This is a genomic window from Chromatium okenii (genome assembly GCF_016583745.1).
Classification (GTDB): Bacteria; Pseudomonadota; Gammaproteobacteria; order Chromatiales; family Chromatiaceae; genus Chromatium; species Chromatium okenii.
The window spans coordinates 1-25,144 of the sequence record NZ_NRRQ01000007.1 but is presented as its reverse complement, the minus strand read 5'-3'; the positions used below and the strand labels follow the sequence as shown (position 1 = coordinate 25,144).

The following is a 25,144-nucleotide window of genomic DNA, read 5'->3' as shown; positions in this document are numbered from 1 at the left end:
TCATTCAAGTGGGAGAATTTTGATGTCACGCTTTTCGTTTTTGCAGGGTCAACGCGGCGAATATCTGGTCGCGCTGCAATTTGTATTGCTATTTGCGTTTATTGCCACTCCCATCTGGCATCCATTTCCGCTGCAAGAATGGTTAGATGTTTTAGCCATACCACGCAAAATCATCTGGTTTGTTGCGGGATTGATTTCAATCGCATTTGTCGGTTCGGGCATGATCAGTTTACGCGACAATCTCACGCCATTACCGTATCCCGTTGATCACAATCAATTCGTGCAGCATGGCATTTATCGCTGGGTGCGTCATCCGTTATATGCCAGCCAGTTAATTATTGCTGGCGGTTGGGTGCTGTATAGTTTCAGCGTGTCGCATTTATTGCTATTTGTGATTGGCTTTATGTTTTTTGATTATAAAGCGCGAAAAGAAGAGGTGTGGCTCACTGAGCGCCATCCGCAATATACTGAATATGCGCAGCGGGTGCGTAAGTTTATCCCTTTTGTGTATTAAATCGCTGCAATGTTTTATCAACCCGCACCGCAAGGTTGCGGGTTTTTTTATGCGGTTAAAATGCGCAGATATTGTGCCGCGCTATTACTTTGTTCGTATTCACTGACCGCCGCTTTTAATACCGCCGCCGGTAACGGTGCAATTAACGTTGCCGCCAACGCCGCCGCCAATTCATCCGCCGCGCCCACCGCCACCAAACGCCCGTATTGCCCGTGATTGAGAATTTCTGCCGGCCCGCTGGGGCAATTCGTCGCCACCGCTGGCACGCCGAGCGCCAATGCTTCGGTCAACACATTCGGCGAACCTTCCCACGCGGAAGACAGCGCAAACACCCGCGCTCGCGCCAGCCAACAATACGGATTGGCGTGAAAACCGGGCAGCGCGACGCTGGCAGTTAAGCCTAATTCTGCAATCAATTCAGTTAATTGTGCGCGTCCGCCGCCGTCGCCGAGAATGATCAGCCGACAGTCGCGCTCGCGCCGCAATTGCGCAAAAGCGCGGAGCAAGGTCGGAAAATCCTTTTGTCGTTGCAGCCGCCCCGCGCCCATGATCACCGGCGGCTGCCCGGGTTCCAGCCAAGGATGCGGACAGGGCGCGGCGGCCTGCGTCGCCAATTCTGGCGTGATCACCGGATTGCGAATCACGCTGAGGCGGTCGCGGGGCAGGCGGGCAAGGTGCGCAGTGTCGGCGGCGACGCCTTCAGAAACTGCAATAATATGATGGAGTTGCGGATACAGCAGGCGCAACGGCGCATAACGCAGCCACCGTTCCGGTGCAGTCCGCGTCGCCAGCGCGGCCGATAAATTGGTGCCCAGCCGCAACACCAGCCGCGTGTCCGTCCGCGCCAACGCTCGCGCCAGCACCGCCGCTTGACCGGCGCGTTCTTTGACAGCGAATAGCACCGGCGGGCGCTGCGTGAATAAATAATGCGCTAAAGCAGGAATTGCCGTCATGGTGTGGCGCGTATGCAAATGAATGACACGCACTGCGGCGGGCAATTGCGTTAAATGCGGGCTATTGGCGCGAATTAATACCAAATCAACGGCGTGTCCGGCAGCGACAAAACCATGAATTAAATTGATTAACATCCGTTCAACGCCACCGCTGCCAGAAAAGGATGCTAATACGGTCAACGGCACTGGCTTTGTGCTCATGGCGTATTCCAATGTTGGGCAAATTTGAGCGCAGTGTTCATTCTAATTTATCACCTAATAATCGCCGCACCATGACATAAAAAACGGGCACAAATAACACGCCCAACAGCGTTGCGCCAATCATACCGCCCATCACTCCGGTGCCAATGGCATGACGACTATTTGCGCCTGCACCAGTAGAAATCACCAGCGGTAAAACACCCAAAATAAAGGCAATTGAGGTCATTAAAATCGGGCGAAAACGCAGCCGACTGGCTTCCAAGGTTGCGGCTAATAAGCTGTGTCCTGCTTGGCGCAGCGTGTTGGCGAATTCAATAATTAAAATCGCGTTTTTTGCCGATAACCCAATCACCGCAATCAAGCCAACATTAAAATACACGTCATTTTCTAATCCGCGCAGCCAAGTAAAACTCAATGCGCCCAACACGCCGAGCGGCACCACTAACAACACCGCTGCTGGAATTGACCAACTTTCATATAACGCCGCCAATGCTAGGAAAATTACCAGCAATGAAAGCCCAAATAAAATCGGCGCTTGTTTACCTGAGATGATTTCTTGTAATGATGCGCCCGACCATTCATAACCAATTCCAGCGGGCAATTCATTTTCGACAATTCCTGCCATTGCCGCCATTGCTTGCCCTGAACTGTGACCGGGCGATGCGCCGCCATTGATTTGAATTGCGCCGTAGCCGTTGTAATGATCAATTGCTGGCGGCGCAGTGTGCCAAGTGGCGGTGACGACGCTACTTAATGGCACCATGTCATCTAAACCGCCGTTGCTGCTCGGAATGTAATAGCGATTAAGGTCTTCGGGACGGCTGCGAAATGCGGCATCTGCTTGTAATAACACTTTTAAGACACGCCCTTGATAATTGAAGTCGTTGGCGTAAACCGGCGCGAGCATCAATTGAATTGCGCCATAAATATCGCCCAGCGCCAGCCCCATTGATTGCGCTTGTAATCGGTCAACGGTGAATTGCACTTCGGGCGCATCTTCTAATTGATTCGGGCGCACTCCCGCTAATGCCGGTTGTTGCGCCGCTGCGCCGAGTAATACATTTTGCGCTTGACTCAATTGCGCATGACCTAAACCGGCGCGATCTTCTAAACGGAAATCAAAACCGCCAAAACGTCCCAATCCGCGCACCGTCGGCATATTCACAACAAAAATGCGGGCTTCTTGAATTGACTGCAACATGCCATTGGCAGCGGGAATAAACGCTTTAATTTGTTCGGCGGGAGTGATGCGCTGTTCCCATTTTTTCAAACGAATAAAGCCCATTCCGACGTTTTCACCCTGTCCAATAAAACTAAATCCGGCAACGTGTAAGACGCGATCCACTGCGGGATGTTGTTTCAAAATGCCCTCCATTTTGCGCAGCACCGCACCAGTGCGCTGTTTGCTGGCACCGGGCGGCAATTGCACGATGGCGAAGGCGTAACCCTGATCTTCTTCTGGCAAAAAACTGGTCGGCAAATTGACGTACAGATAACCGGCGAGCGTGACCAGCGCGATAAACGCCACCATCCAGCGTGGCACATGGCGCAGCGCCGCGCCGACGCGCTTGAGATACGTCTTGGCGATCCAGCCGTAGCCGCTGTTAAACCCGCGCAGAAACCAATTCGGGCGGTCGTGGTTGGAGCGCAGCAGCGTCGCGCACAGCGCCGGGGTGAAACTCAGCGCCATCAGCGCCGAAATGCCCATCGAAATCGCAATCGTGAGCGCAAATTGGCGATAAATGATGCCCACGCTGCCGCCGACCAGCGCCATCGGCAGAAACACCGCTGCGAGCACCAGCGTCATCGCAATCACCGCGCCGGTGATTTGATCCATCGCTTTGCGCGACGCTTCTAGCGGCGAGAGCTTTTCCTCGCGCATCAGCCGCTCAACGTTTTCGACCACCACAATCGCGTCATCGACCACCAAGCCAATCGCCAGCACTAATCCGAATAAACTCAGCACGTTGATGGAAAAACCGACCGCGTACATGCCGGCAAATGCGCCGGTGATCGCCACCGGCACAACCAAGGTCGGAATCAGCGTGGCGCGAAAATTCTGCAAAAACAGCAGCATCACCAAAAAGACCAGCACCACCGCTTCCGCCAGCGTTTTCACCACCTCGCGGATCGAAATCTCCACAAATTGCGTGCTGTCATACGGAATCACCCAGCCGACGCCGTCCGGCAGATAGCGCACCAATGCGTCCATCTTGGCGCTCACCGCTTTGGCGACATCCAGCGCGTTGGCTTCGGGCGCGAGCTGAATCGCAAAACCGGCGACCGGATCACCCGCCAAATGCACCTCGCGCCCGAACGATTCTGCGCCCAGCCCAATCCGCGCCACATCTTTCAATTGCACATGGCTGCCGTCGGCATTCGCCCGCAGGATGATGTCGCCGAATTCCTCCACCGTTGTGAAGCGGCTGGCGGCGCTCACTGACGCGGTGAAGCCTTGTCCGGGCAGCGCCGGTTCCGCGCCAATTGAACCGGCTGCGACTTGGATATTTTGCGCTCGCACCGCGTCGAGGACGGACGCGGCGCTTAAACCGTAGCCGCGCAATTTGTCGGGATCGAGCCAGATCCGCATCGCATAACCTGAGCCGAATTGGGTTGCGCCGCCGACGCCGGGCAAGCGTCGAATCGGATCAAGAATCTGCGCGGCAATCAGGTTATCAAGCGCGTTGCTGTCGATGGCGGGATCGCTCGATTTGAGCGCGACGACCATCAAAAAATCGCCGTTGGCTTTGGCGACGGTGATGCCGTTGCGCACCACCTCTTCTGGCAAGCGCGACTCCGCCACGCTCAAGCGGTTTTGCACCTGCACCTGCGCGATGTCGGGATCGGTGCCGGTCTCAAAAGTCAGGGTGATTTGCACCGAGCCGTTGGAGCGCGAGCTGGAATCAAAATACAGCAGGTTATCAACGCCGGTGAGTTGCTGCTCAATCACGGAAGTGACGGTTTTTTCGAGCACTTCGGCGCTCGCACCGGGATAGTTGGCGTTGATGCTGACTTGCGGCGGGGCTATCGGCGGATAGGCGGACACCGGCAACAGGAAGATTGAAATGCTGCCAGCGAGGGTGATGAGGATCGCAATCACCCACGCGAAAATCGGGCGGTCAATGAAAAAACGGGGCATGGCGGAAGCTCCTAACTTTTCGCTGGCGCGGGGTTGGCTGGCGCAGATTTGGGCGCAGCGAGTTTGGCGGGAGCGCCGGGTTTGACCTTTTGCAGCCCGCTGATAATCACCTGTTCACCGTCGCGCAGTTCACCAGTGACAATCCACTCGCTGCGGGTCATGCCGTGCGTCTCCACCCGCCGCTGTGCGACGAGACCATCCGCACCCAACACCAGCACTGCCGCACCTTTGGCATCGCGCAGCACGGCGGCTTGCGGTAAGACAAACGCATTGGGCAAATGTCCGGTAGTCAGGCGCAGCGTGACAAACATGCCCGGCAAGAGCGCGTGTTGGGGATTGGCCAGCGTGGTGCGCAGCGACACTGCGCCGGTGCCCGGATCAACGGCGAGATCAGAAAAATCAAGGGTGCCGGTGGCGGCGTAGGTCGTGCCATCAGCCAGCACGACTTCGATTTTCGGTTTCGCGGTCGATTTGCCGCTGTGCTGCAATTCCGCCAGCTCGCGCACCGATTGGCTGAAGTTGACGTAAATCGGGTCGATTTGTTCGACGCTCGTCATCAACGTCGCCTCGCCCTGCCCCACCAGTGCGCCTTCCGTCACCAACGCCCGCCCCGCACGACCGGCAATGGGAGCGCGGACGGTGGCGTAACTCAGATCAAGGCGGACGCTTTCGAGATTCGCCCGCGCCTGCATCACTGCGGCAGCCGTCGTGCGTTCAGTCGCCAACGCGGTATCGACATCTTGTTGAGAAATGGTTTTTTTTTCGCGCAATTCGTTATAACGCCGCGCCGTCAACGCGGCATTGGTGGCATCGGCTTCCGCTTTGGCGAGCGCAGCTTCCTCGGCTCGCAGCTTGGCCTGCAACTGCGCCGGATCAATTTTGAACAAGATCGCGCCCGCACTGACATCGGTGCCCTCGGTGTACACCCGTTCCAACACGATGCCTGCCACTCGCGCCCGCACCTGCGCGATGCGTGTTGCTGCCAAGCGTCCGACCAATTCCCGCGTCAACGGCGCGGTCTGCGTGGTGGCGGTGATGACGGAGACTTCGGGCGTGGGCATGGGCGGCGGCGCGGCAGCGGGTTTGGCTCCGCCGGGCAGTTGCTCGCAGCCGAGCAGCCACAAGGCAACGGTGGCGCTCACCGCCAGCCTGAATAAAAACGTTAATTTCATTGAGGAAACTCCAGCGGTGCAGCTTGCGCAGCGGCAATCAGAATTAATAAATGCGGGCGCTTAGTATAGCTGTGTTGGGAAAAGTTGAGTCAGCAGTCGTGTTGAGTTTAGCAAGCGAGAGGGGGAGGCTGTGCGCTTTGAATAGAAAAACGCGGCATATCAGTCACACAGCGCGACATAACCTTGTATGGTGTTATCTGTTTATAATAAATTGAGTTTACGCAATAACACGCTTGCGTTATGGGTTTATACTTTCCCTGCATGTCAATTCATCTCTTCAGGAGCATTTCATGTGTGACTCACTGCGTTTTCCACGTTCCTATCTACGCCGGGCGGGAATTATCGCCCTGCTGACCAGCCTTTTCAGCGTCTCAGCTGGCGCTGCAACCTTCATTGTCACCAATCTGGACGACAGAGGCCCCGGTTCACTGCGCCAAGCTGTTATTGACGCGAACGCGCAACCGGACGCTGACAACAAGATTGAGTTTGCGTCTGGCGTCACTGGCAGTTTGCTAATTGTGAACACCATAAAAATAACGGATGACCTTGAACTGATTGGTCCCGGCGCTGACCAGATGACTATTTCTAGCAGTATTGTAAATACGGTTTTTCAAGTTGGCGAAGCTGTAACTGTAACGATTTCTAACCTGAAAATAGCCAACAGTTTATATAGCATCGAAAACCAAGGAAAACTCACTATCAACGATTGCACGATCTCTGCTAATGTAAAATCTGGTATTTATAGCAATGGAAAAAGTTTAATCGTTAATGGCAGCACTATTTCCGACAACAACGATAGAGGGATTTTCAACGTTTCAGGTAGCGTAGAAATCAATAGCAGCACGATATCCGACAATAAATCATCTAAAAATGGTGGTGGAATTTACAATGAATCCGGAATTTTAACAATTAGTAACAGCACAATTTCCGGTAATACTATAACCGCTGCTTATGGTGGTGGAATTTACAACAAATCCGGCAGTTTAAAAATTAGCAGCAGTACAATTTCCGGTAATATCTCATTATACAATGGCGGGATTTATTCTGGTAATAAAGTGTCAATTGGCAATAGTTTGGTTGTTGGAAATGGCGTACTTTCTGGTGCAGAAATTTATATGAGTTTGAAAGGTAATTTTTCATCTTTGGGTTACAACTTATTCGGTCAAAACCGTAGTTCAGGATTGGTTAATGCTACGCCCGCAGACGACGACATTATTCTTGTTGGTGACATTACAACTGCGATTGCTCCATTAGCCGATAACGGCGGTCTAACGCACACACATCTTCTCGTTGCGCGTAGCCAAGCCTTGGATGCTGGCAGCAATAGTTTAATCCCAGCAGACACCACTACCGATCAACGCGGCGCTCCGCGTATTGAATACAGCACGGTTGACATCGGCGCAGTTGAAGGCACAGATGCCTTTGTGACTGCATCAACCTTTAGTCTTTTAATTAACAAAGTTGGTGACGGCACCATCACTAGCAATCCGACTGGAATGACCTGCAATAGCAATAGCACCATCTGCACCGGAACTTTTAATAGTGGAACGCTGGTTAAACTCACTGCCAAACCCGCAACTGGCTATACCTTTAACGGCTGGAGTGACGGCAGTTGTTCGGGCACTGGCATCTGCTCGGTGACTATGAGCGCGGCGCAAACGATTAAAGCAACATTTATTACTCCACCTATTGTTGCACCCGTGACTTCATACAGCCTTTCAATCAGTAAAGCCGGCAATGGCAGCGTGACCAGCAATCCAGTTGGCATTACATGCGGTACTGTCTCCGCTTGTGCGGTGAAATTTGCCAGCAACGAAGTCGTTACGCTCACTGCTAAACCAGATGCTGGCGCAACCTTTGTGAGTTGGTCTGGTTGCCTGGCATTCACTACCAATCCGCTGGTTTGTAGCGTCACCATGAGCAATAACAAAACCGTGACCGCAACGTTTGGTACAAAAGATACGGCAGCAACCGCCGCTGATGTGCGCGTGATGAGTATTGTCATTAATCCGGTATCGCCCACTGCAAATAGCAATTTTGTTGCTGTAATTACGGTTGAGAATACTGGCGACATTAAAAGTAATAACGGTTATCTTGATGTTTGGGCGGATCAAGCAACGCTGCAAACCTGTAACGCAAAGAGCGACAATTGGAAAAAAATTGACCCATTAGAACCGGGTGAATCTAAAACCATTGCGTTCATTTTGGAAGTGCGCAGTGCTGGTGCCAAAAAATTACGCGCTTTTATGGATAGCGAATGCACGTTCATTGAATCGAATGAAACCAACAACCAACTGGTTAAAAACTATACGGTGAAGTAACGACTTAAACCAGTTCGCTTTTACACAAAGAACCGCCGCACTTTAATCATCAAGTGCGGCGGTTTTTTTGTGATTTAGGCAAACATTGCGCGGGCAATGATCGCTGTTTTGCGTAAAAAATGCCGTTTAGAGCATAACGACATCTTCATATAAATCAGCCACCGTGAATTGTAACTTTAACGGCGGGCAGTTTAAGCACAATTCGCCCGTGTCGTCATAACAAAAATAATACCATTCCCCCGCTTTATTCTCATTGCGCTGATATAACTCAACCATCCGCTGATCTTGGGAAAGTAGTAAATAATAACGCAATGATGGCAACGTCCGGTAATTCACCAGCTTTTCCCGCCGATCCGTTAATTCTGTCGAAGGTGATAACACTTCGGCAATCAAGCAGGGCGTGGTTTTATAAAATGGTTCGCGGTCGTCGGTATCACACGTCAATACCACATCAGGATAATAAAAAATATCCCGCGTGGCGATGTGCACCTTCATATCATTCATAAACACGCCGCAGGGTGTGCCGCGAGCTGCGGCGCGTAAATGAAAGGCAAGATTAAGCGTGATCCGGTTGTGCTTTTCACTCGCCCCTGCCATTGCGAACACCTGTCCGGCGACATACTCATGCCGAATCTGACTCAGTTGTTCGCCAGTTAAATATTCATCATGTGTGATTGCTACGATAGCATCTGGAATCGACATCAGGATACTCCTCAAGATAAAAAGCTCTCTTTCATAAAAAGAGAGCGGTGACACTAAAAACAGCAATGGCGATTATTTTACCGTATATTTTTTAGTCAGTTGATTGTTGTCTTCATTTGATTCTGGCGCTTGACACCAGCTATCAGCAAAAGCACGGAGCTTTTTAGCACCAGCGCCATTTGAACGCAAGTTCAATGTAAAGGTTTTCGTTGCTCCGGCAGCTAATACACCAATGTCAATCCATTCTTCACCAAATGCGCCGCACTTTTGCTCGGTTGGTTGATTTGCCCATATATCCAAATAACCACCGCTGACAGATGCGGAACCTTGATTGGTAACGCTGATGGTGGCACTAAAAATGCCATTCGCATCGGGTGACGTTGGCGTGAGTTTGATCTCAGTGATTTTAATATCTGCAACTCCATTTTTTCCAAACGTTGCGGTCACGTTTTTATTGGTAGCGAGTTTGACCGTGCATTGCAGCGGTTTTTTATCAAGGGGGGAGCAGTTGTTCCAGTCGATAAACGTCGCACCAGTATCCGGTTTTGCAGTGAGCGTGACAACAGTTCCGATGGCAAATTCTTTATTACAGGTAGCTCCACAACTGATTCCTGCTGGCGAACTGGTGATCGTGCCATTGCCAGATTTGTTAATGGATAGTTTTTTAAGAATTGGCGCAGTACTGAAATTAGCAGCGACAGTTTGCGCTGCGTTCATGTTCACCGTGCAATCACCAGTTTTATTGGTACATGCGCAGCTCCAGCCACTGAATATCGAACCGCTCGCAGCGATGGCGGTGAGGATCACACTGTTGCCGCTATTAAAACTGGCAATGCAGGTGGCTCCACATTTGATATTGCCATCGCTGCTCGTCACCGTTCCCGTGCCGTTGCCGATTTTATTAACAGTTAAATAAAAAATACTACGAACGAGTCGAACGGACAGCGCACTAATCCGGCTGCTGTTTTTAGCGTATCCACCGTAGAAATCCACAATCCATGCGTCACCCGAGTTGTCGGCATAGGGCGAGCCAGACCAAAACCACGCACCCGGCGTATTTGGAAAGTAGCTGCTATCAATTGCGGGACTGTAACGGCTGTAATCAACCAGAGTTTGTAGCTCTTTCAAATTAGGCAACCGCCAATCGCTGTAGCCGCCTAGAAGGGATTCATTCGCGGCAGTTAAAGCGGCGCTCCAATTCATTTCCGTTGCCGTGCCTGTGCAATCGCTGTCCGTTTGACCTTCGCTACACTTCGCCCACATTAACCCAGTATTCATTTGAGTTACGGTGCCATTACCATTATCAACAAAGGTGTCTAAAAACTGACCACCGCGGACGAGGCGAACGTGGCTGGCGTTGCTCAGATTGCTGACGCTGGCGCTGCTATCGTTAAAATCCACGTTCCACAGATAGTCCAAGTCGTTGACATAGGGAGAAACTGACCAAAAACCGTTATTTGGCGTATTCAAAAAATAGTTGAAATCAATTGCAGGATGAGTGTGACTTTGATCGGTAATCCCGAGCAGTTCTTTCACATCTGGCATTCGCCAATCCTTAAATCCGCATACATGAGTAGCGTTGACGTCTTTAACGTAATTCTCGGCTTGGTCAAAAGTGTAGATTTTATTTTGATCGCGCAAACCGCCATCATTTGTTTTCACTTCCCAAATTAACCCAGTGACGTTATCGCGGACGCAGGTGTGATTGGTGGCGGTTGCTGGCAAATCATTACCCGCTGCATCCAATTTGGTGAAATCAAATGTGTTGGTGCCGAATTCAGCATCTTGACCGGGAAAACCGGCGACCGGACACGGAAAGCCGTTAATATCGGCATTCGAGCAAGTGATAATGCCAGTGTCGTTGAGACCGGCAGCGTGAGTTGGAATGGTCAACAGTAAGGCAGCAATTCCTGCCCAGCGTGTTAGTGACCGAAGGAGCTGATAACGATTAAACATTGGCAATTTTCCGCATGATGGACGAGATGTCATTGAAGTATAGCTGGTCGTTGGTTATAGATTGAATTAGCAGATAGCCACCTGATTTATTATCAAAATAACGCTCAGTGTTATGCAGAATAAATGCAAAAAATCAGGTGGCTACAAATGCAACTGCGTCATTTCTATAGTCATTCATTCATCCGCCATTGCAACGGCAGCCCCGCATTGAGTGGCACAATTGCATCATCACCAAACGCATATTGCGTTGGCACCTGCCACGTTTCCTGCCACAGCGTGATCGTGCCGGTATTGCGCGGCAAACCGTAAAAATCTGCGCCGAAATGGCTGGCAAATCCCTCTAAACGTTCCAACGCGCCCGCTTGCGCAAATGCCGTTGCGTACACCTCCAGCGCGGCGTGGGCGCTGTAAATTCCGGCGCAGCCGCAACTGGTTTCTTTGGCGCTCATCGCGTGCGGGGCGCTGTCAGTGCCGAGAAAAAAGCGCGGATGTCCGCTGGTTGCGGCCGTCAGCAGCGCCTGCCGATGCCGTTCTCGTTTCAACACCGGCAGGCAATACAGATGCGGATGAATGCCGCCCACCAACAGCGCGTTGCGGTTGAGCAACAAATGATGTGGCGTAATGGTTGCAGCCAAGGTGTCCGCGCCTTCGCGCACAAAATCCATCGCCTCAGCGGTCGTGACGTGCTCAAACACGATCTTGAGCGCGGGAAAATCCCGCACCAGCGGCGCGAGTTGTTCCTCCATAAAGCGTTGTTCACGGTCGAAAATATCGACTTCCGCCGCCGTCACCTCGCCGTGTACCAACAGCGGCAGCCCCACCTGTTGCATCGCCGCCAATGCCGGATAAATATGCGACAACGCCGTGACGCCGCTGTCAGAATTGGTGGTCGCGCCGGCTGGATACAGTTTGCAGGCGAATACCGCGCCGCTGGCGTGAGCGGTGACGATGTCGGCAGGCGAAGTGTGGTCAGTAAGATACAGTGTCATTAGTGGTTGAAAGTCACTGTTAGCGGGCAGTGCTGCCAGAATCCGCGCTCGATATGCCAGCGCCTGTTGCGTTGTGACCACAGGCGGCTTGAGATTGGGCATGATGATGGCGCGGGCGAATTGACGGGCGGTGTGACCGACGACCGCCGCCAGTGCCGCACCGTCGCGCAGATGAACATGCCAATCATCGGGACGGGTAATCGTGAGGCAATTGATTTGATTCATTATAAAAAACTCGCAGTGCAGTCATAAAAAAACCGCTCGTTCCCGAATGGGAAAAGCGGCGGTTTCGATTCCCTTTGTTCAAAAAGGGTTAAACAGTTGTATCTGAGCGTATCAGGTTATACAACTTTATTCCGAAGTTTAGTTTGATACATTTTCTGATCCGCGTGGTGAATTAACGCATCGAAATCAATAGCATCATCGGGATAAATCCCAATGCCCACGCTGGCATGTACGTCGATTTCTTCATCATTGAGTTGACATGGTCGCGCAATATACTGACATAACTTATTGCCGACTTCTTGAGCATTTTCTAAAGAGCCTATATCCTGCAAAATAATCAAAAATTCATCGCCACCCAATCGCCCCACATAATCCATTTCTCGAATTGATTGCAATAACCGCTTGGCAACAAACTGGAGCAATAAATCTCCCGCTTTGTGTCCTAAAATATCATTCACTTTCTTAAAACCATCTAAATCAAAAAACAGCAGTGCTAGTTTGGTCTGATGCCGTTCTGCTAAAGCAAGTGCTTTTTTCAGTTGCTCCAAAATTAAAGCGCGATTGGGTAAACCGGTTAAATGATCGTAGTGTGCGGCTTGTTCTAGGTTTTTTTCTAATGCCCTTTTTTCTGTAACATCACGTGCCATGCAAATAATAAAGTTAGATTTCTCGCTCTGACTTTTGAACGGGGCGTTAATCCACTCACACAAAATCTCTTGTCCATCTTTCTTCACATTGAAGTTTTCGTGATGCACCACTTGCTGTTCTCTATGCACCGTCGCAAAGACGTTTTGTACTGACTCACGTTCGCTGGCGGGAACAATAAGTGATACATTTTTACCAATCACCTCAACCGCTGTCCATAAAAAAGTTTTCTCAGCTTCAAAGTTCCAGTTGAGGATGTGATTTTTATCATTTAGGATAATCAATACTAGCGGCGCATGATGAAACATCGTATTCAATTTTGCTTCGCTGATCGTTACGCGGCGATAAAAATAAAACAGTACTAAAATAACTAACGCAAACACCAGCAAAATTGCTGCGGCATAGTAAAGCGTCACTCTTAATTTTTCTAAATCTAAATCTGGATTGGGAATATACAGCAGTTTTGTGACGTCGAAGTGCTCAGGCAATATGCCTAAATAATGATAGGTTTGCGCAATGTGTTGCCAACGTCCGACATTCATATAACCGGGATCAATTAAATCTGGGCGCATTAAATCCAGCATCGCTTTTGCTTCAAATTGCAAATGCGCCATACTGTGGCGCTGCGAATACTTTTGATAAATTAACTGCACAATTTCATCCGAGTGTTGCATGGCATAACGCCATCCCCGCAGGGTTGCTTCTCGAAAGGCTTTAACTCGCTGAGGATGTTGTTCTAGCTGGCTGTTGACAGTAAAAAAATTGTCGCCGTAAAAATCAATGCCACTCATGCGTGGGCTAAATTGATTATAGGTGCGTCCCAATTGTTGGAGTTCATATAATTCATCTGTAGCATAAACCGACATGGCAGCGGTATTGCCATTGAGCAAATCACTTAAATCAAAACTGTGATGCTCCATCACAAATGCTTTTTGTGTGAAACCTTCTTGATACAAATAAGCAATCAATTCTGCTGAACTTGGTTCTATCATCACTTTCTGACCGACGAGCTTGTGAACGTGATCAATTCCCGAATCACCGAGCGTCACCAAACTGAGCGGAGAATGTTGAAAAATCACGCCTAATACAATCACCGGATCGCCGCGATAGCGATTCAAAATAAGTTCGCTGGTTCCAACGCCAAACTGGGCGCGACCCGCGACGACTTCTTGCGTTGAATCAATACCCGGCGCTGCTTCAATAATTGTGACATCTAAACCAGCGTCACGATAAAAGCCTTTTTCTTGCGCTGCATAATACCCGGCAAATTGAAATTGATGCTTCCATTTAAGCTGCAATGTCACAGAATCTAATTGCGGCGTGGCGCTCACTGCCCAAGCGGGCAGCGCAACACATAAACAAGATATAACGATATTAATAATGCCCTTTTGAGTTAGCAGCGGTCGCATAATCAACTGAATCACTTGATGGTTATCCTATTGTACACATTGCCAATTCAGCCGTTTTAGGAAACACTGACGTTAATCAGTGTTTCCTCTCCTTACGCTCTAAACAGTTTTAGCACTTCACCAGCAGTCTTGCGCAACGTTCAATCTGCTTTCGGCCCGGCGGCGGTAATGCGTTCATCAACCTGATCGGCAAATTTGGTGAAGTTCTTTTGGAACATTCCTGCCAATTTGCGTGCCTGCGTGTCATACGCCGCTCCATCCGGCCACGTTTGGCGCGGATCAAGCACTTCGGCCGGCACGCCGGGGCAAGTTTCGGGGATTTGCAGCCCGAAAATCGGATCCAAGCGCGTCGGTACGTCGTCGAGCTTGCCATCCAATACCGCGTTGACCATCGCCCGCGTGTGCGGAATCTGCATCCGTTGCCCGACGCCATACGCGCCGCCGCTCCAGCCAGTGTTAATCAGCCACACCTTGGTGCCGTGTTCCGTCAAACGTTTGCCTAATAATTCGGCATATTTTTGCGGATGCAGCGGCATAAATGGCGCACCGTAACAGGCGCTAAATACTGGCGCTGGTTCGGTAACGCCTTTTTCAGTGCCAGCAACGCGAGCGGTATAACCAGAAATAAAATGGTACATCGCCTGTTCTGGAGTTAATCGCGCTACCGGTGGTAAAACACCAAACGCATCGCAGGTTAAAAACAAAATAGCGTCGGGATGACCGCCCATTCCGCTCTCACTTGCATTGGGAATGGCGCTGATGTGATAACCGCCGCGAGTATTTTCAGTCAGCGATTCATCATCTAAATTCAAACGGCGATCTTCTGCTTCAACCGTGACATTCTCCAACACGGTGCCAAACCGCATCGTGGTGGCATAAATTTCTGGCTCGGCAGTGGGCGATAACCGAATCATCTTGGCATAACAGCCGCCTTCAAAATTGAAAACGCCTTCATTACTCCAGCCGTGCTCATCGTCACCAATTAACGTGCGGGCTGCATCTGCAGATAGCGTGGTTTTGCCGGTGCCGCTTAAACCAAAAAACAGCGCGGTTTTACCATTCGGGCCGATATTCGCCGAGCAGTGCATTGGCAATACATCGCGGAATGGCATCATGTAATTCATCACGGTAAACAGTGATTTTTTAATCTCGCCCGCATAACTGGTGCCGCCAATTAACACCAATTTTTTAGCGAAATTCACCATGATGAATGTTTCGCTGCGGGTATTGTCTACCGACGGAATGGCATGAAAACGCGGCACATCAATCACGGTGAATTCAGGAATGATCTGCGTTAATTCATCGTGGCTGGGTTGAATGCAGAGATTCCGTGCAAATAAACTGTGCCACGCATATTCCGACACAATACGCACCGGCATCCGATAATTCGGGTCTGCGCCAATAAAACAATCCTGCACATACACGTCTTTCATCTGTAAATAAGACGCCAGCCGGTGATGCAATAAATCGAAATGTTCTTCATCAATCGGGCGATTGATTTCGCCCCACCAAATATGGTCTTTACTGGTCGCCTCTTCGACGACGAATTTATCGTTGGCCGAGCGTCCAGTGTGATGACCAGTGCGCACGACCAGCGGTCCCATGTGCGACAACACGCCTTCGTGTGCCCGCAGCGCCTGTTCATACAGCGCCGGAGTGGGCAAATTCCAATGCACCGTGTTGAGGTTGTACAGGCCATGATTGTCAAGCGAATGTGCGCTGTGAGGGCGTCCGGTATTACTCATCGTGTGGGTTCCGTCAGGTTGAAAAAAACAGGAAACAGCACTTGCGGGGCGGCAAGCGCCGGGTTTTGAGACTACACCACAATCAAGATAAGTGGCATCTCATGCGCTGCAAGTGGTACGCGAGACAAAAAAATGCCGGTTAATTCAAATAACCGGCAGATCACGCAAAAAACTCAGGTTGCGCTTATGGCGTGGTTTTGGGCGCTGGCGCTGCCGGAGTTGCGACCGGCGGCGCAGTAACAGCAGTTTTCGGCACCACCGCTGCTGGTGCGACCGGAGCCGCATCCGCTGGAGTGGGCGCTGCGGCTGGCGCGGGAGTCGCTGCCGGTTCCTTTTTCTTCGGCACGGCGCGGCAATGCGCAGCAATTTGCGCCCCATCTTTGCGGGCATAACCCGCTTGCCAACGACACTCCGTATTCGCCGCGCACGCGGTTTCATCTAAACCTTTGCAGGCCGACGCTGCATTCGCAGAATGCCAAGCGCCAACAGTAAACAAAGCAGTCGATAACAGGGTAATCCGCGCTGCGAATTGCAATGATGACTGGTGCATTATTCCATTCCTCAATCGTGTGAATTGGCAATGAGGTGCGTTACACCTCGCCGCGATTATAATCAGGTTGCGCGGTAATGCGATGAATACTGAGATCGGCACCGAGATATTCTTCTTCTTCACTTAAACGCATTCCAAGCGTGACTTTAATCAGGCCGTAAATCGCAAAACCGCCACTCAGCGCAATCAATACTCCCGCCAAGGTGCCGACTGCTTGCGCGGCAAAAGTGACGCCACCCACGCCGCCGAGCAGCGGCAATCCAAAAATGCCTGCCGCCAGTCCGCCCCATAAACCGCACAGTCCATGCAATGGCCACACGCCGAGCACGTCGTCGATTTTCCATTTGTTTTGGGTGAGGGTGAAGGCGTACACGAATAACGCGCCGGCGATGGCTCCGGTGACGAGCGCACCTAAAGGGTGCATTAAATCGGAACCCGCACAGACAGCGACCAATCCTGCCAGCGGGCCGTTGTGTAAAAAGCCGGGGTCGTTTTTGCCCACGACCAGCGCCGCCAAGATGCCGCCGACCATCGCCATTAACGAATTGATGGCGACTAAGCCACTGACTGCGTTGACAGTTTGCGCTGACATCACATTGAATCCAAACCAGCCTACCGTCAGCGTCCACGCGCCCAGCGCGAGAAATGGGATCGACGATGGCGGATGCGCGGTCATGCTGCCGTCGTGACGATAGCGCCCGCTGCGCGAGCCGAGCAGCAGCACCGCCGCCAATGCGATCCAGCCGCCAACGGCGTGTACCACGACGGAGCCAGCGAAATCGTGAAAGGGTGCGCCGAAGGTCGTTTCAATTAACGTTTGCAATCCAAAATTGCCATTCCATACCAATCCTTCAAAGAATGGATACAGCAAACCCACAATTAAAAATGAGGCAAATAATTGTGGATAAAAGCGAGCGCGTTCTGCAATTCCACCTGAAATGATGGCGGGAATCGCTGCCGCAAAAGTCAAGAGAAAAAAGAATTTAACCAACGCATAACCGTTGTTTTCTTTGAGGATTTCTGCGCCAGTGAAGAAATCAATCCCATACGCCAAACTGTAGCCAACGAAAAAATAGGCGATGGTTGAAATTGCAAAATCACTCATAATTTTAACGAGCGCATTGACTTGATTTTTAGCGCGGACGGTGCCGAGTTCTAAAAACGCAAAGCCAGCGTGCATCGCCAATACCATGACCGCACCAATTAAAATAAAAACAACGTCATTGCTTATTTGTGGTTCCACGCGACATCTCTCAGCTTGTCATTGATCGGATGGAGCGCCTGTTAGCAGATTGAATGCCAAAACAGGCGTCCACCCGCTACTCGCCCGCCCGCAGCGCCTCAACGCGCTGAAAGCCGCGTGGCAACAACCGCCCGCGCCGCCCGCGCTCGCTGTGATACGCCGCCAAATCGGTCGGTTTCAGCGTCAACGTCCGCTGCCCCGCCACCACCGTCAAATTGCCACCCGCCGGAATCGCCGTCAGCGCCAGCACAATTTCCTCCCGCGTGCTCAATTTCAGCGCCGGAATACCCATCAACCGATTGCCTTTGCCTCGCGCCAGCTCTGGCAATTCCGTCGCCGCAAACACCAGCAAATAACCCGCACTGCTCACCACCGCCACGCGAATCAGCGCCAACTGCTCCGGCGGCAGCAACACCGGCGGCAACACCTGCGCTCCGGCAGTCACATTGAGCACCGTCTTTCCCGCCCTCGGCTTGGCGATCAAATCCTCCAGCCGCACAATAAAGCCATAGCCCGTATCCGCCGCCAGCAGATAACGCGCCGCTGCTGGCGCTTCCAACACGGCGATAAACTGCGCCTCCGCTGGCGGATCAAAGCGACCGGTGAGCGGCTCGCCTTGCCCCCGCGCTGACGGCAAGCTATTGACCAATAACGAATAACTGCGCCCAGTGGAATCCAGAAACACCGCTTGCTGATGACTGCGCAACCGCGCCGTTGCCAACAGCGCATCACCGGCGCGATAACTCAAACCCGCAGCATCAACCTCATGCCCTTTGGCAGCGCGGACCCAACCTTTTGCCGACAGCACCACCGTCACCGCCTCACTCGGCACCAATTCGGTCTCATCCAATGCCGTCGCCGCTTCCCGCACCACCAGCGGCGAGCGCCGCGCATCACCCATCTGCGCCGCTGCCGTGCTGATTTCAGTGCGGAGCAATTGATTCAACGCCTCGCGCTCATCAAGCAGCCGCTGCAACGCCTCCTGCTCAGTGATCAGCGCGGTTTGTTCCGTTTGCAGCGCCGTCGTTTCCAAACGTGCGAGCTGGCGCAGGCGCAGATTGAGCGCCGCTTCCGCCTGCACCTCCGTCAGCGCCAACGTGTCGATTAACAACGCTTTAGGGTTATCGGCATCGCGCACGATGGCAATCACCGCGTCGAGCTGGGAGAGCGCGATGCGCCAGCCCGCCAGCAGATGTAAGCGCGTTTGCACCTGCGCCAGCCGCTGCGCCAGCCGCCGTCGCACCGTCTCACGGCGAAACTGTAGCCACTCGCTGAGAATGTCGTGCAGCGTCATCACTCGCGGGCGACCGTTGCGCCCGATCACGTTCATATTGACGCGATAGCTGCGCTCCAAATCGGTGGTCGCAAACAGGTGCAGCATCAGCCGCTCGATGTCGACGCGATTTGAGCGCGGCACGAGCACCAGCCGCGTGGGATATTCGTGATCGGATTCATCACGAAAATCTTCGAGCATCGGCAGCTTTTTGGCGTTGAATTGCGCCGCGATCTGCTCCAACACGCGATTGCCGGAGACCTGATACGGCAGCGCGGTGATGACAATCTCGCCGCGTTCGAGGTGATAACGGGCGCGTTGGCGCACGCTGCCGCCGCCGGTTTGGTACATTCTGAGCAGATCAGCGGGCGCGGTGACGATTTCAGCGGCAGTGGGGAAATCAGGCGCGGGTACATGACACACGAGATCAGCGACGCTGGCGGCGGGATCATCAAGTAAATGCAAGCAGGCAGCCGCGACCTCGCGCAAATTGTGCGGCAAGATGTCCGTCGCCATGCCAACTGCGATACCGGTGCTGCCATTGAGCAACAGATTGGGCAACTGCGCGGGCAACAGACACGGCTCTTGCAAGGTGCCATCAAAATTGGCTTGCCACGCGACGGTATCTTGATCGACCTCCGCCAACAGCAGCGCGGCATACGCGGTCAAGCGCGACTCGGTGTAGCGCATCGCCGCGAATGATTTGGGATCATCTGGCGAACCCCAATTGCCCTGACCGTCAATCAACGGATAGCGATAACTGAAGGGCTGCGCCATCAACACCATCGCCTCATAGCACGCGCTGTCGCCATGCGGATGAAACTTGCCGAGCACGTCGCCGACGGTGCGGGCTGACTTTTTGAATTTTGCCGTCGCCGCCAGCCCCAACTCCGACATGGCATATAAAATACGGCGCTGCACCGGCTTGAGACCGTCGCCGACATGCGGCAAAGCGCGGTCTAAAATGACCGCCATTGAATAATCCAAATACGCCTGCTCGGTAAATTCTTGGAGCGGACGGCATTCTAAATGTGCTTCAGTGGGGTGCGGGATGTTCAAAAATAAATCACTCATGGTGGCGCTTTCAATTGACAATGTGCGGATGACAAGCCATTGCGCTCTCTTCTTTTACCGCAAAAAACGCGGCTCAAGATGATATGAACAATGGCACTGAAGTTTAACAACCTTATTGAATCATTGGAGCACCTGCGTGAGTTGCCGTATTCAAATTGCTCAAATCAATCCTATCGTTGGCGACGTTGCTGGCAACGCCGTGCGCATTATGACTGCGGCGCAACAAGCGCGTGCGGCGGGGGCGCAAATTGTACTGTTTCCAGAATTAACGCTCACCGGTTATCCGCCAGAAGATTTGTTATTGCGCCCCGAATTTCTCCAGCGCGTTGAAACGGCATTAACGCAGATTCGCACTGAAATCACCGGCATCACCATCGTGCTGGGTTATCCGTTGCAAACGGTGGGCGGAGTATTTAATGTTGCTGGAGTGCTGCGCGATGGCGCAGTGCTTGCTGAATACGCCAAACAGCAATTGCCCAATTATAGCGTCTTTGATGAAAAACGCTATTTTCAAGCGGGCACCACCGCAACGGTATTTATGCACGACGGTATTCAGTTTGGATTAAGTATCTGTGAAGATATTTGGCAAGATGAACCAACGCGCCAAGCGGTTGCAGCCGGAGCGCAAGTGTTGCTCAATTTGAATGCCTCGCCATTTCATGCGGGCAAAAGCGCCGAGCGGGAAGCAATTGTCGGTCGTCGCGCCCGCGATCACGGAATTGCGATTTGTTATGCCAATTTAGTGGGCGGACAAGATGAATTAGTATTTGATGGCGCTTCTTTTGTTGTCAATCACGCTGGTGACGTTGTTGCTCGCGCTGCGGGTTTTATTGAAACAACCCTGATGATTGAAATTGCCGCCAACGGGTTAATTGAAAGCTCTTGTGAAAAAGATTCGATCAATCCAGCCTTTGAAAAAGACTCCATCAAGCCCCCCTTTGAAAAAGGGGGGTTGGGGGGATTTGAACTACCTACGATTTATGCCGCATTGGTGCTCGGCGTGCGCGATTATGTGCGCAAAAATGGTTTTCAAGGTGCGGTGCTGGGATTATCTGGCGGCGTTGATTCGGCGCTAACTTTGGCAATTGCCGTCGATGCGTTGGGCGCAAAACAAGTGGAAGCCGTGTTAATGCCGTCGCGCTATACCGCTGCAATGAGCAATACTGATGCGTTAGAACAGGCGCAATTATTGGGAGTGGCAACCCAAATCATTCCAATTGAGCCAGCTTTTCAGACGTTTTTAACGATGTTGGCACCGAGTTTTGCCAATTGCGCAAGTGATGTGACTGAGGAAAATATCCAAGCCCGTTGTCGCGGAGTGATTTTAATGGCGCTCAGTAATAAAAGCGGGCGTATTTTATTAACGACGGGCAATAAAAGTGAAATGGCGGTTGGATACGCTACGTTATACGGCGATATGGCGGGTGGTTTTGCGCCATTGAAAGATGTGCCAAAATTGTTAGTATATCGGCTGGCGCATTATCGCAATACGCAAGCGGCGATCATTCCAGAGCGGGTATTGACGCGCCCGCCGTCAGCAGAATTGCGCCCCGATCAAACCGATCAAGATAGTCTGCCGCCGTATGAAATACTGGATGTGATTTTACAACTGTATATTGAAGACGATCACAGCGTTGCCGCAATTGTGAAGCGCGGTTATCCCGAAGACATGGTGCGGCGAGTGACGCGATTAGTGGATCGCAATGAATATAAACGGCGACAAGCCCCGCCCGGGGTGCGTATTTCAACTCGCGCTTTTGGGCGCGATCGGCGCTATCCGATGACCAGCGGTTTTTAGTGCTGCGCCATTCTTCACAATCTGGTTCAATCACGCTACTTTGAGTTGCTGCAACCAATACTGGAGTTGTTATGAAAAAAGTCGAAGCAATCATTAAACCGTTCAAATTGGACGATGTCCGCGAGGCGCTTTCCGCTGCGGGAATTACTGGCATGACTGCGATTGAAGTGAAGGGGTTTGGGCGGCAAAAAGGTCATACGGAACTGTATCGCGGTGCAGAATATGTGGTGGATTTTTTGCCGAAAGTGAAGATTGAATTGGTGTTGGCGGACGATCAAGTTGAGGAATGTATCAGCGCGATTACTGCGGCTGCGCGTACCGGTAAAATTGGTGATGGCAAAATTTTCGTTTCTGAGGTGATTCGCGTGGTGCGCATTCGTACCGGTGAAGAAGATGAGGCGGCGATTTAAGCGGAATTGATGGCGATGGGCGACGACGGTGCGTCGCGTCCACGCCAGTTAATTCTCATCCAGTTTGAAGTATTTCCACAATTTGCGGGCGACATCGCCTTTTGGTGGTTGCGCTTCTTCGGTAATTAAACGTCCCGCTTGTCGATTCAAATCCAATACGCGCTGCGCATCGGCAGCTAATTCGGGTTTTTCTAAAGCGCGATAGGCGTCAATTAACACCATGAGCGCATCAGTCACGGCGCTGGTGCGTTGAAAGCGTTCAATCACATAATTGGCACGATTGGCGGCGGCTAAATACGCGCCGCGCCGCATATAATACTGGGCGACATTGACTTCATGCCGCGCTAAATTATTGCGTAAATACAGCATTCGTTGCCGCGCATCTTCGGCGTATTTACTGTCAGGAAAGCGTTCCACTAACACGGAGAAATCAGTAAACGCATCTAATGCTGATCCCGGATCGCGTTGTGAGGCATCCATCGGAATATAGCGATCTAAAAAGCCGACGCTGCGATTATAATTGACGATTCCTTTCAAATAATAGGCATAGTCAACAAAGGGATTTTGCGGATAAAGTTTAATAAACCGTTCCGCAGCAGCAATCGCTTCTTCTGGCTCTTCAGCGCGATAATGCGCATACGCAACATCGAGTTGCGCTTGCATGGCATAACGCCCAAAGGGATAACGTGATTCCAGTTTTTCATAAAGTTCAATTGCCTTGGCGTAATTGCTGGAGTCGAGTTCTGCTGCCGCTTCGGCGTACAGTTTGGCGGCGCTCCAACCTTCCGTCGGATCAATCTCCTTGCCAAATATCCCGCAGCCGGTGAGCGCAACACTCAACAACAGCACGAGCAGTCGTGTGAACATTTGTGGCATAAATACCAAAGGCACCTGTTTGAAATGACGCACAGTATAACCAAAGGCTTTCATTTCCGTGCGGGGTGGCGATGAGCGCCAGCCCGGTTGAGCTTGTGCAGCGTGAGGTGGTGGTTGACGCCGCGCTGGCTGGTGTCCGCCTTGATCAGGCGTTGGCGGTGTTGGTGCCGGAGTTTTCCCGCAGTCGCCTCCAGCAGTGGATTGATGCCGGTCAAGTGCTGGTGAATAACGCGCCGCGCCGCTGCCGTGACAAGGTGTGGAGCGGTGACGCGATCCGGCTCGCAGCGCAGGTGACGACCGATAGCACCTGTCTGGCGCAGAACATCGCGCTGGACATCGTTTATGAAGATGCGCAGGTGCTGGTCATCAATAAACCGGCGGGGTTGGTGGTGCATCCGGCGGCGGGCAATCCCGATGGCACGTTGCAAAATGCGCTGCTGCACTACGCGCCAGCTCTGGCGAGCGTGCCGCGAGCGGGCATCGTGCATCGTTTGGATAAAGACACCAGCGGGCTGCTGGTGATTGCGAAAACGCTGGAGGCGCATTGTTCGCTGATTGAACAATTGCAGGCGCGAACGGTGCATCGTGAATATCGGGCGCTGGTGCGCGGCGAGGTGGTGGCGGGCGGACGGATTGATGCGCCCATCGGTCGCCATCCCACGCAGCGCCTGCGCATGGCAGTTGTGGCGCACGGACGCCCGGCGGTGACGCATTACCGCGTGTTGGAACGCTTTAGCGGTCACACGCTGCTGGCGGTGGAATTGGAGACCGGTCGCACCCATCAAATTCGCGTTCACTTGACGCACCGTCATTGGCCGCTGGTTGGCGATCATGTTTACGGCAGCCGCCCGTGTCCGCCCCGCGGCGCGACGCCGGAATTGATCACGGCGCTGCAAACCTTTCCGCGTCAGGCATTGCACGCGCTGCGGCTGGGATTGACGCATCCGACGACGGGCGCGGCGATGCAGTGGGAGATTCCGCTCGCAGCGGACATGGCGGCGGTGCTGGCGCTCTTTCAGGCGGGCGAATGAGTTGGCAGTTGGCGGTTAAATTGAGTTTTATCAGTGGATTAGAATGAAATTAATCACACCAGATTGGCCAGCGCCGCCGACGGTGCGGGCATTTACCACCACGCGCAGCGGCGGCGTGAGCAGCGGTGCGTTCGCCAGTTTGAATTTGGGCGACCACGTTGGCGATGCGCCCGCAGCGGTGGCGACGAATCGGGCGCGGCTGTGTGCCCAGCTCGATGTGCCGACTGAACCATGCTGGCTGCGGCAAGTTCACGGTTGCCAGATCGTGACGGCAAGCGCGGCAACTCGCGGCAGTGAAGCAGACGGGGCGCTGAGTCGGGAAGCGGGCGCGGTGTGCGTGGTGTTGACGGCGGATTGTTTACCGCTGCTGCTGTGCGATGACCAAGGCACCGCAGTTGCCGCAGTTCACGCCGGCTGGCGCGGCTTGGCGGATGGTGTGATTGAAGCGGCAGTGACGGCGCTGGCGCTGCCGCCAGAACGGGTGCTGGCGTGGCTGGGCCCGGCAATTGGCGCAACGGCATTTGAAGTGGGTGACGAGGTGCGCGAGCGATTTTGGCGCGAGGATGCGGCGACGAGTGTTGCTTTTGTGCCAAGCGCCGCGAGCACGATCACGCAGCGGCGCTGGCAGGCGGATTTATTTGTGCTGGCGCGGCGACGGTTGCAACGGCTGGGTATTGAGCACATTTTTGGTGGTGGCAATTGCACCTTTACGCAGCCGGAGCAATTTTTTTCTTATCGCCGCGATGGTATGACAGGACGATTAGCGAGTGGAATTTGGTTGACGAGCGTTTAGGAAACGCTGATTAAATAGCCAGCATCGTTGCGGCTTAAATGATAAAATATACACAGCCGTAATTTACATATGATGCCAGTATGAAACAATTTTCTTTTGCACAAGTAGAATTTTTAGCAAAGAAG

Annotated in this window: 18 protein-coding genes; 6 read left to right on the top strand and 12 right to left on the bottom strand. The window is 52.5% G+C overall.

Annotated elements, in window-relative coordinates; translation table 11 throughout:
• The first annotated feature begins 22 nt into the window (after positions 1-22).
• Positions 23-514: a methyltransferase family protein gene (locus CKO12_RS03910; protein ID WP_200153430.1), complete on the top strand. Its 492-nt coding sequence runs from the start codon at positions 23-25 to the stop codon at positions 512-514.
• 47 nt (positions 515-561) lie between these two features.
• Here CKO12_RS03910 and CKO12_RS03905 read toward each other — a convergent pair whose 3' ends face one another.
• Genes CKO12_RS03905 through CKO12_RS03895 form a run of 3 tightly spaced genes read right to left on the bottom strand, consistent with a single transcriptional unit; the run spans position 562 to position 5,979 of the window.
• Positions 562-1,668: a glycosyltransferase gene (locus CKO12_RS03905; protein WP_200153429.1), complete on the bottom strand. Its 1,107-nt coding sequence runs from the start codon at positions 1,666-1,668 to the stop codon at positions 562-564.
• 37 nt (positions 1,669-1,705) lie between these two features.
• Positions 1,706-4,807, bottom strand: a complete 3,102-nt coding sequence (locus CKO12_RS03900; protein WP_200153428.1) for a multidrug efflux RND transporter permease subunit — start codon at positions 4,805-4,807, stop codon at positions 1,706-1,708.
• Positions 4,808-4,818: 11 nt separating this feature from the next.
• The gene (locus CKO12_RS03895) at positions 4,819-5,979 is read right to left on the bottom strand and encodes an efflux RND transporter periplasmic adaptor subunit (RefSeq protein ID WP_200153427.1); all 1,161 of its coding nucleotides are present in this window, start codon (positions 5,977-5,979) and stop codon (positions 4,819-4,821) included.
• A 290-nt stretch (positions 5,980-6,269) separates the two neighbouring features.
• On the opposite strand from CKO12_RS03895, the gene CKO12_RS03890 reads away from it, so the two are divergent.
• Positions 6,270-8,300 (top strand): InlB B-repeat-containing protein, encoded by a 2,031-nt coding sequence (locus tag CKO12_RS03890; RefSeq protein WP_200153426.1) that lies wholly within the window; start codon positions 6,270-6,272, stop codon positions 8,298-8,300.
• Positions 8,301-8,426: 126 nt separating this feature from the next.
• Here the strand turns inward: CKO12_RS03890 and CKO12_RS03885 are convergent, their stop codons facing one another.
• The 8 genes from CKO12_RS03885 to parC all read right to left on the bottom strand — a co-directional run bounded on the left by CKO12_RS03885 (position 8,427) and on the right by parC (position 20,111).
• Complete coding sequence (locus CKO12_RS03885) at positions 8,427-9,002, bottom strand: Uma2 family endonuclease (protein ID WP_200153425.1); 576 nt, start codon at positions 9,000-9,002, stop codon at positions 8,427-8,429.
• A gap of 72 nt (positions 9,003-9,074) precedes the next feature.
• Positions 9,075-10,958 (bottom strand): Lcl domain-containing protein, encoded by a 1,884-nt coding sequence (locus CKO12_RS03880; protein ID WP_200153424.1) that lies wholly within the window; start codon positions 10,956-10,958, stop codon positions 9,075-9,077.
• Between the two features lie 170 nt (positions 10,959-11,128).
• Positions 11,129-12,172 (bottom strand): dihydroorotase, encoded by a 1,044-nt coding sequence (pyrC, locus tag CKO12_RS03875; RefSeq protein ID WP_200153423.1) that lies wholly within the window; start codon positions 12,170-12,172, stop codon positions 11,129-11,131.
• Between the two features lie 116 nt (positions 12,173-12,288).
• Entirely contained in the window at positions 12,289-14,241 is a 1,953-nt protein-coding gene (locus CKO12_RS03870) for a diguanylate cyclase domain-containing protein (RefSeq protein WP_200153422.1), read from the bottom strand.
• Positions 14,242-14,366: 125 nt separating this feature from the next.
• Positions 14,367-15,971 carry a phosphoenolpyruvate carboxykinase gene (locus tag CKO12_RS03865; protein WP_200153421.1) on the bottom strand — a complete coding sequence of 535 codons (1,605 nt, stop codon included), beginning with the start codon at positions 15,969-15,971 and terminating at the stop codon, positions 14,367-14,369.
• 184 nt (positions 15,972-16,155) lie between these two features.
• A complete protein-coding gene (locus CKO12_RS03860; protein WP_200153420.1) occupies positions 16,156-16,521 on the bottom strand; it encodes a hypothetical protein in 366 nt (121 codons plus the stop codon).
• 40 nt (positions 16,522-16,561) lie between these two features.
• Positions 16,562-17,764, bottom strand: a complete 1,203-nt coding sequence (locus CKO12_RS03855) for an ammonium transporter (protein ID WP_200153419.1) — start codon at positions 17,762-17,764, stop codon at positions 16,562-16,564.
• Between the two features lie 76 nt (positions 17,765-17,840).
• Positions 17,841-20,111 carry a DNA topoisomerase IV subunit A gene (gene parC / locus CKO12_RS03850; protein WP_200153418.1) on the bottom strand — a complete coding sequence of 757 codons (2,271 nt, stop codon included), beginning with the start codon at positions 20,109-20,111 and terminating at the stop codon, positions 17,841-17,843.
• Positions 20,112-20,247: 136 nt separating this feature from the next.
• Here parC and CKO12_RS03845 point away from each other — a divergent pair, with 136 nt between their 5' ends.
• The gene (locus tag CKO12_RS03845; RefSeq protein ID WP_200153417.1) at positions 20,248-21,909 is read left to right on the top strand and encodes an NAD+ synthase; all 1,662 of its coding nucleotides are present in this window, start codon (positions 20,248-20,250) and stop codon (positions 21,907-21,909) included.
• A gap of 71 nt (positions 21,910-21,980) precedes the next feature.
• Positions 21,981-22,319: a P-II family nitrogen regulator gene (locus tag CKO12_RS03840; protein WP_200153416.1), complete on the top strand. Its 339-nt coding sequence runs from the start codon at positions 21,981-21,983 to the stop codon at positions 22,317-22,319.
• A 48-nt stretch (positions 22,320-22,367) separates the two neighbouring features.
• On the opposite strand, the gene CKO12_RS03835 is transcribed toward CKO12_RS03840, so the two are convergent.
• Positions 22,368-23,195, bottom strand: coding sequence for an outer membrane protein assembly factor BamD (locus CKO12_RS03835; RefSeq protein WP_200153415.1), 828 nt, complete (start codon positions 23,193-23,195; stop codon positions 22,368-22,370).
• A gap of 71 nt (positions 23,196-23,266) precedes the next feature.
• Here CKO12_RS03835 and rluD point away from each other — a divergent pair, with 71 nt between their 5' ends.
• Positions 23,267-24,226 carry a 23S rRNA pseudouridine(1911/1915/1917) synthase RluD gene (gene rluD, locus CKO12_RS03830; RefSeq protein WP_200153414.1) on the top strand — a complete coding sequence of 320 codons (960 nt, stop codon included), beginning with the start codon at positions 23,267-23,269 and terminating at the stop codon, positions 24,224-24,226.
• Positions 24,227-24,269: 43 nt separating this feature from the next.
• Positions 24,270-25,019, top strand: coding sequence for a peptidoglycan editing factor PgeF (pgeF, locus tag CKO12_RS03825; RefSeq protein ID WP_200153413.1), 750 nt, complete (start codon positions 24,270-24,272; stop codon positions 25,017-25,019).
• Positions 25,020-25,144: the final 125 nt, after the last annotated feature.

What these genes read in the sequence shown, in the direction of transcription:
- CKO12_RS03910 (WP_200153430.1), top strand. Translation starts at nt 23, where the DNA reads ATGTCACGCTTTTCGTTTTTGCAGGGTCAACGCGGCGAATATCTGGTC.
- CKO12_RS03905 (WP_200153429.1), bottom strand. Translation starts at nt 1,668, where the DNA reads ATGAGCACAAAGCCAGTGCCGTTGACCGTATTAGCATCCTTTTCTGGC.
- CKO12_RS03900 (WP_200153428.1), bottom strand. Translation starts at nt 4,807, where the DNA reads ATGCCCCGTTTTTTCATTGACCGCCCGATTTTCGCGTGGGTGATTGCG.
- CKO12_RS03895 (WP_200153427.1), bottom strand. Translation starts at nt 5,979, where the DNA reads ATGAAATTAACGTTTTTATTCAGGCTGGCGGTGAGCGCCACCGTTGCC.
- CKO12_RS03890 (WP_200153426.1), top strand. Translation starts at nt 6,270, where the DNA reads ATGTGTGACTCACTGCGTTTTCCACGTTCCTATCTACGCCGGGCGGGA.
- CKO12_RS03885 (WP_200153425.1), bottom strand. Translation starts at nt 9,002, where the DNA reads ATGTCGATTCCAGATGCTATCGTAGCAATCACACATGATGAATATTTA.
- CKO12_RS03880 (WP_200153424.1), bottom strand. Translation starts at nt 10,958, where the DNA reads ATGTTTAATCGTTATCAGCTCCTTCGGTCACTAACACGCTGGGCAGGA.
- pyrC (WP_200153423.1), bottom strand. Translation starts at nt 12,172, where the DNA reads ATGAATCAAATCAATTGCCTCACGATTACCCGTCCCGATGATTGGCAT.
- CKO12_RS03865 (WP_200153421.1), bottom strand. Translation starts at nt 15,971, where the DNA reads ATGAGTAATACCGGACGCCCTCACAGCGCACATTCGCTTGACAATCAT.
- CKO12_RS03860 (WP_200153420.1), bottom strand. Translation starts at nt 16,521, where the DNA reads ATGCACCAGTCATCATTGCAATTCGCAGCGCGGATTACCCTGTTATCG.
- parC (WP_200153418.1), bottom strand. Translation starts at nt 20,111, where the DNA reads ATGAGTGATTTATTTTTGAACATCCCGCACCCCACTGAAGCACATTTA.
- CKO12_RS03840 (WP_200153416.1), top strand. Translation starts at nt 21,981, where the DNA reads ATGAAAAAAGTCGAAGCAATCATTAAACCGTTCAAATTGGACGATGTC.
- CKO12_RS03835 (WP_200153415.1), bottom strand. Translation starts at nt 23,195, where the DNA reads ATGCCACAAATGTTCACACGACTGCTCGTGCTGTTGTTGAGTGTTGCG.
- rluD (WP_200153414.1), top strand. Translation starts at nt 23,267, where the DNA reads ATGAGCGCCAGCCCGGTTGAGCTTGTGCAGCGTGAGGTGGTGGTTGAC.
- pgeF (WP_200153413.1), top strand. Translation starts at nt 24,270, where the DNA reads ATGAAATTAATCACACCAGATTGGCCAGCGCCGCCGACGGTGCGGGCA.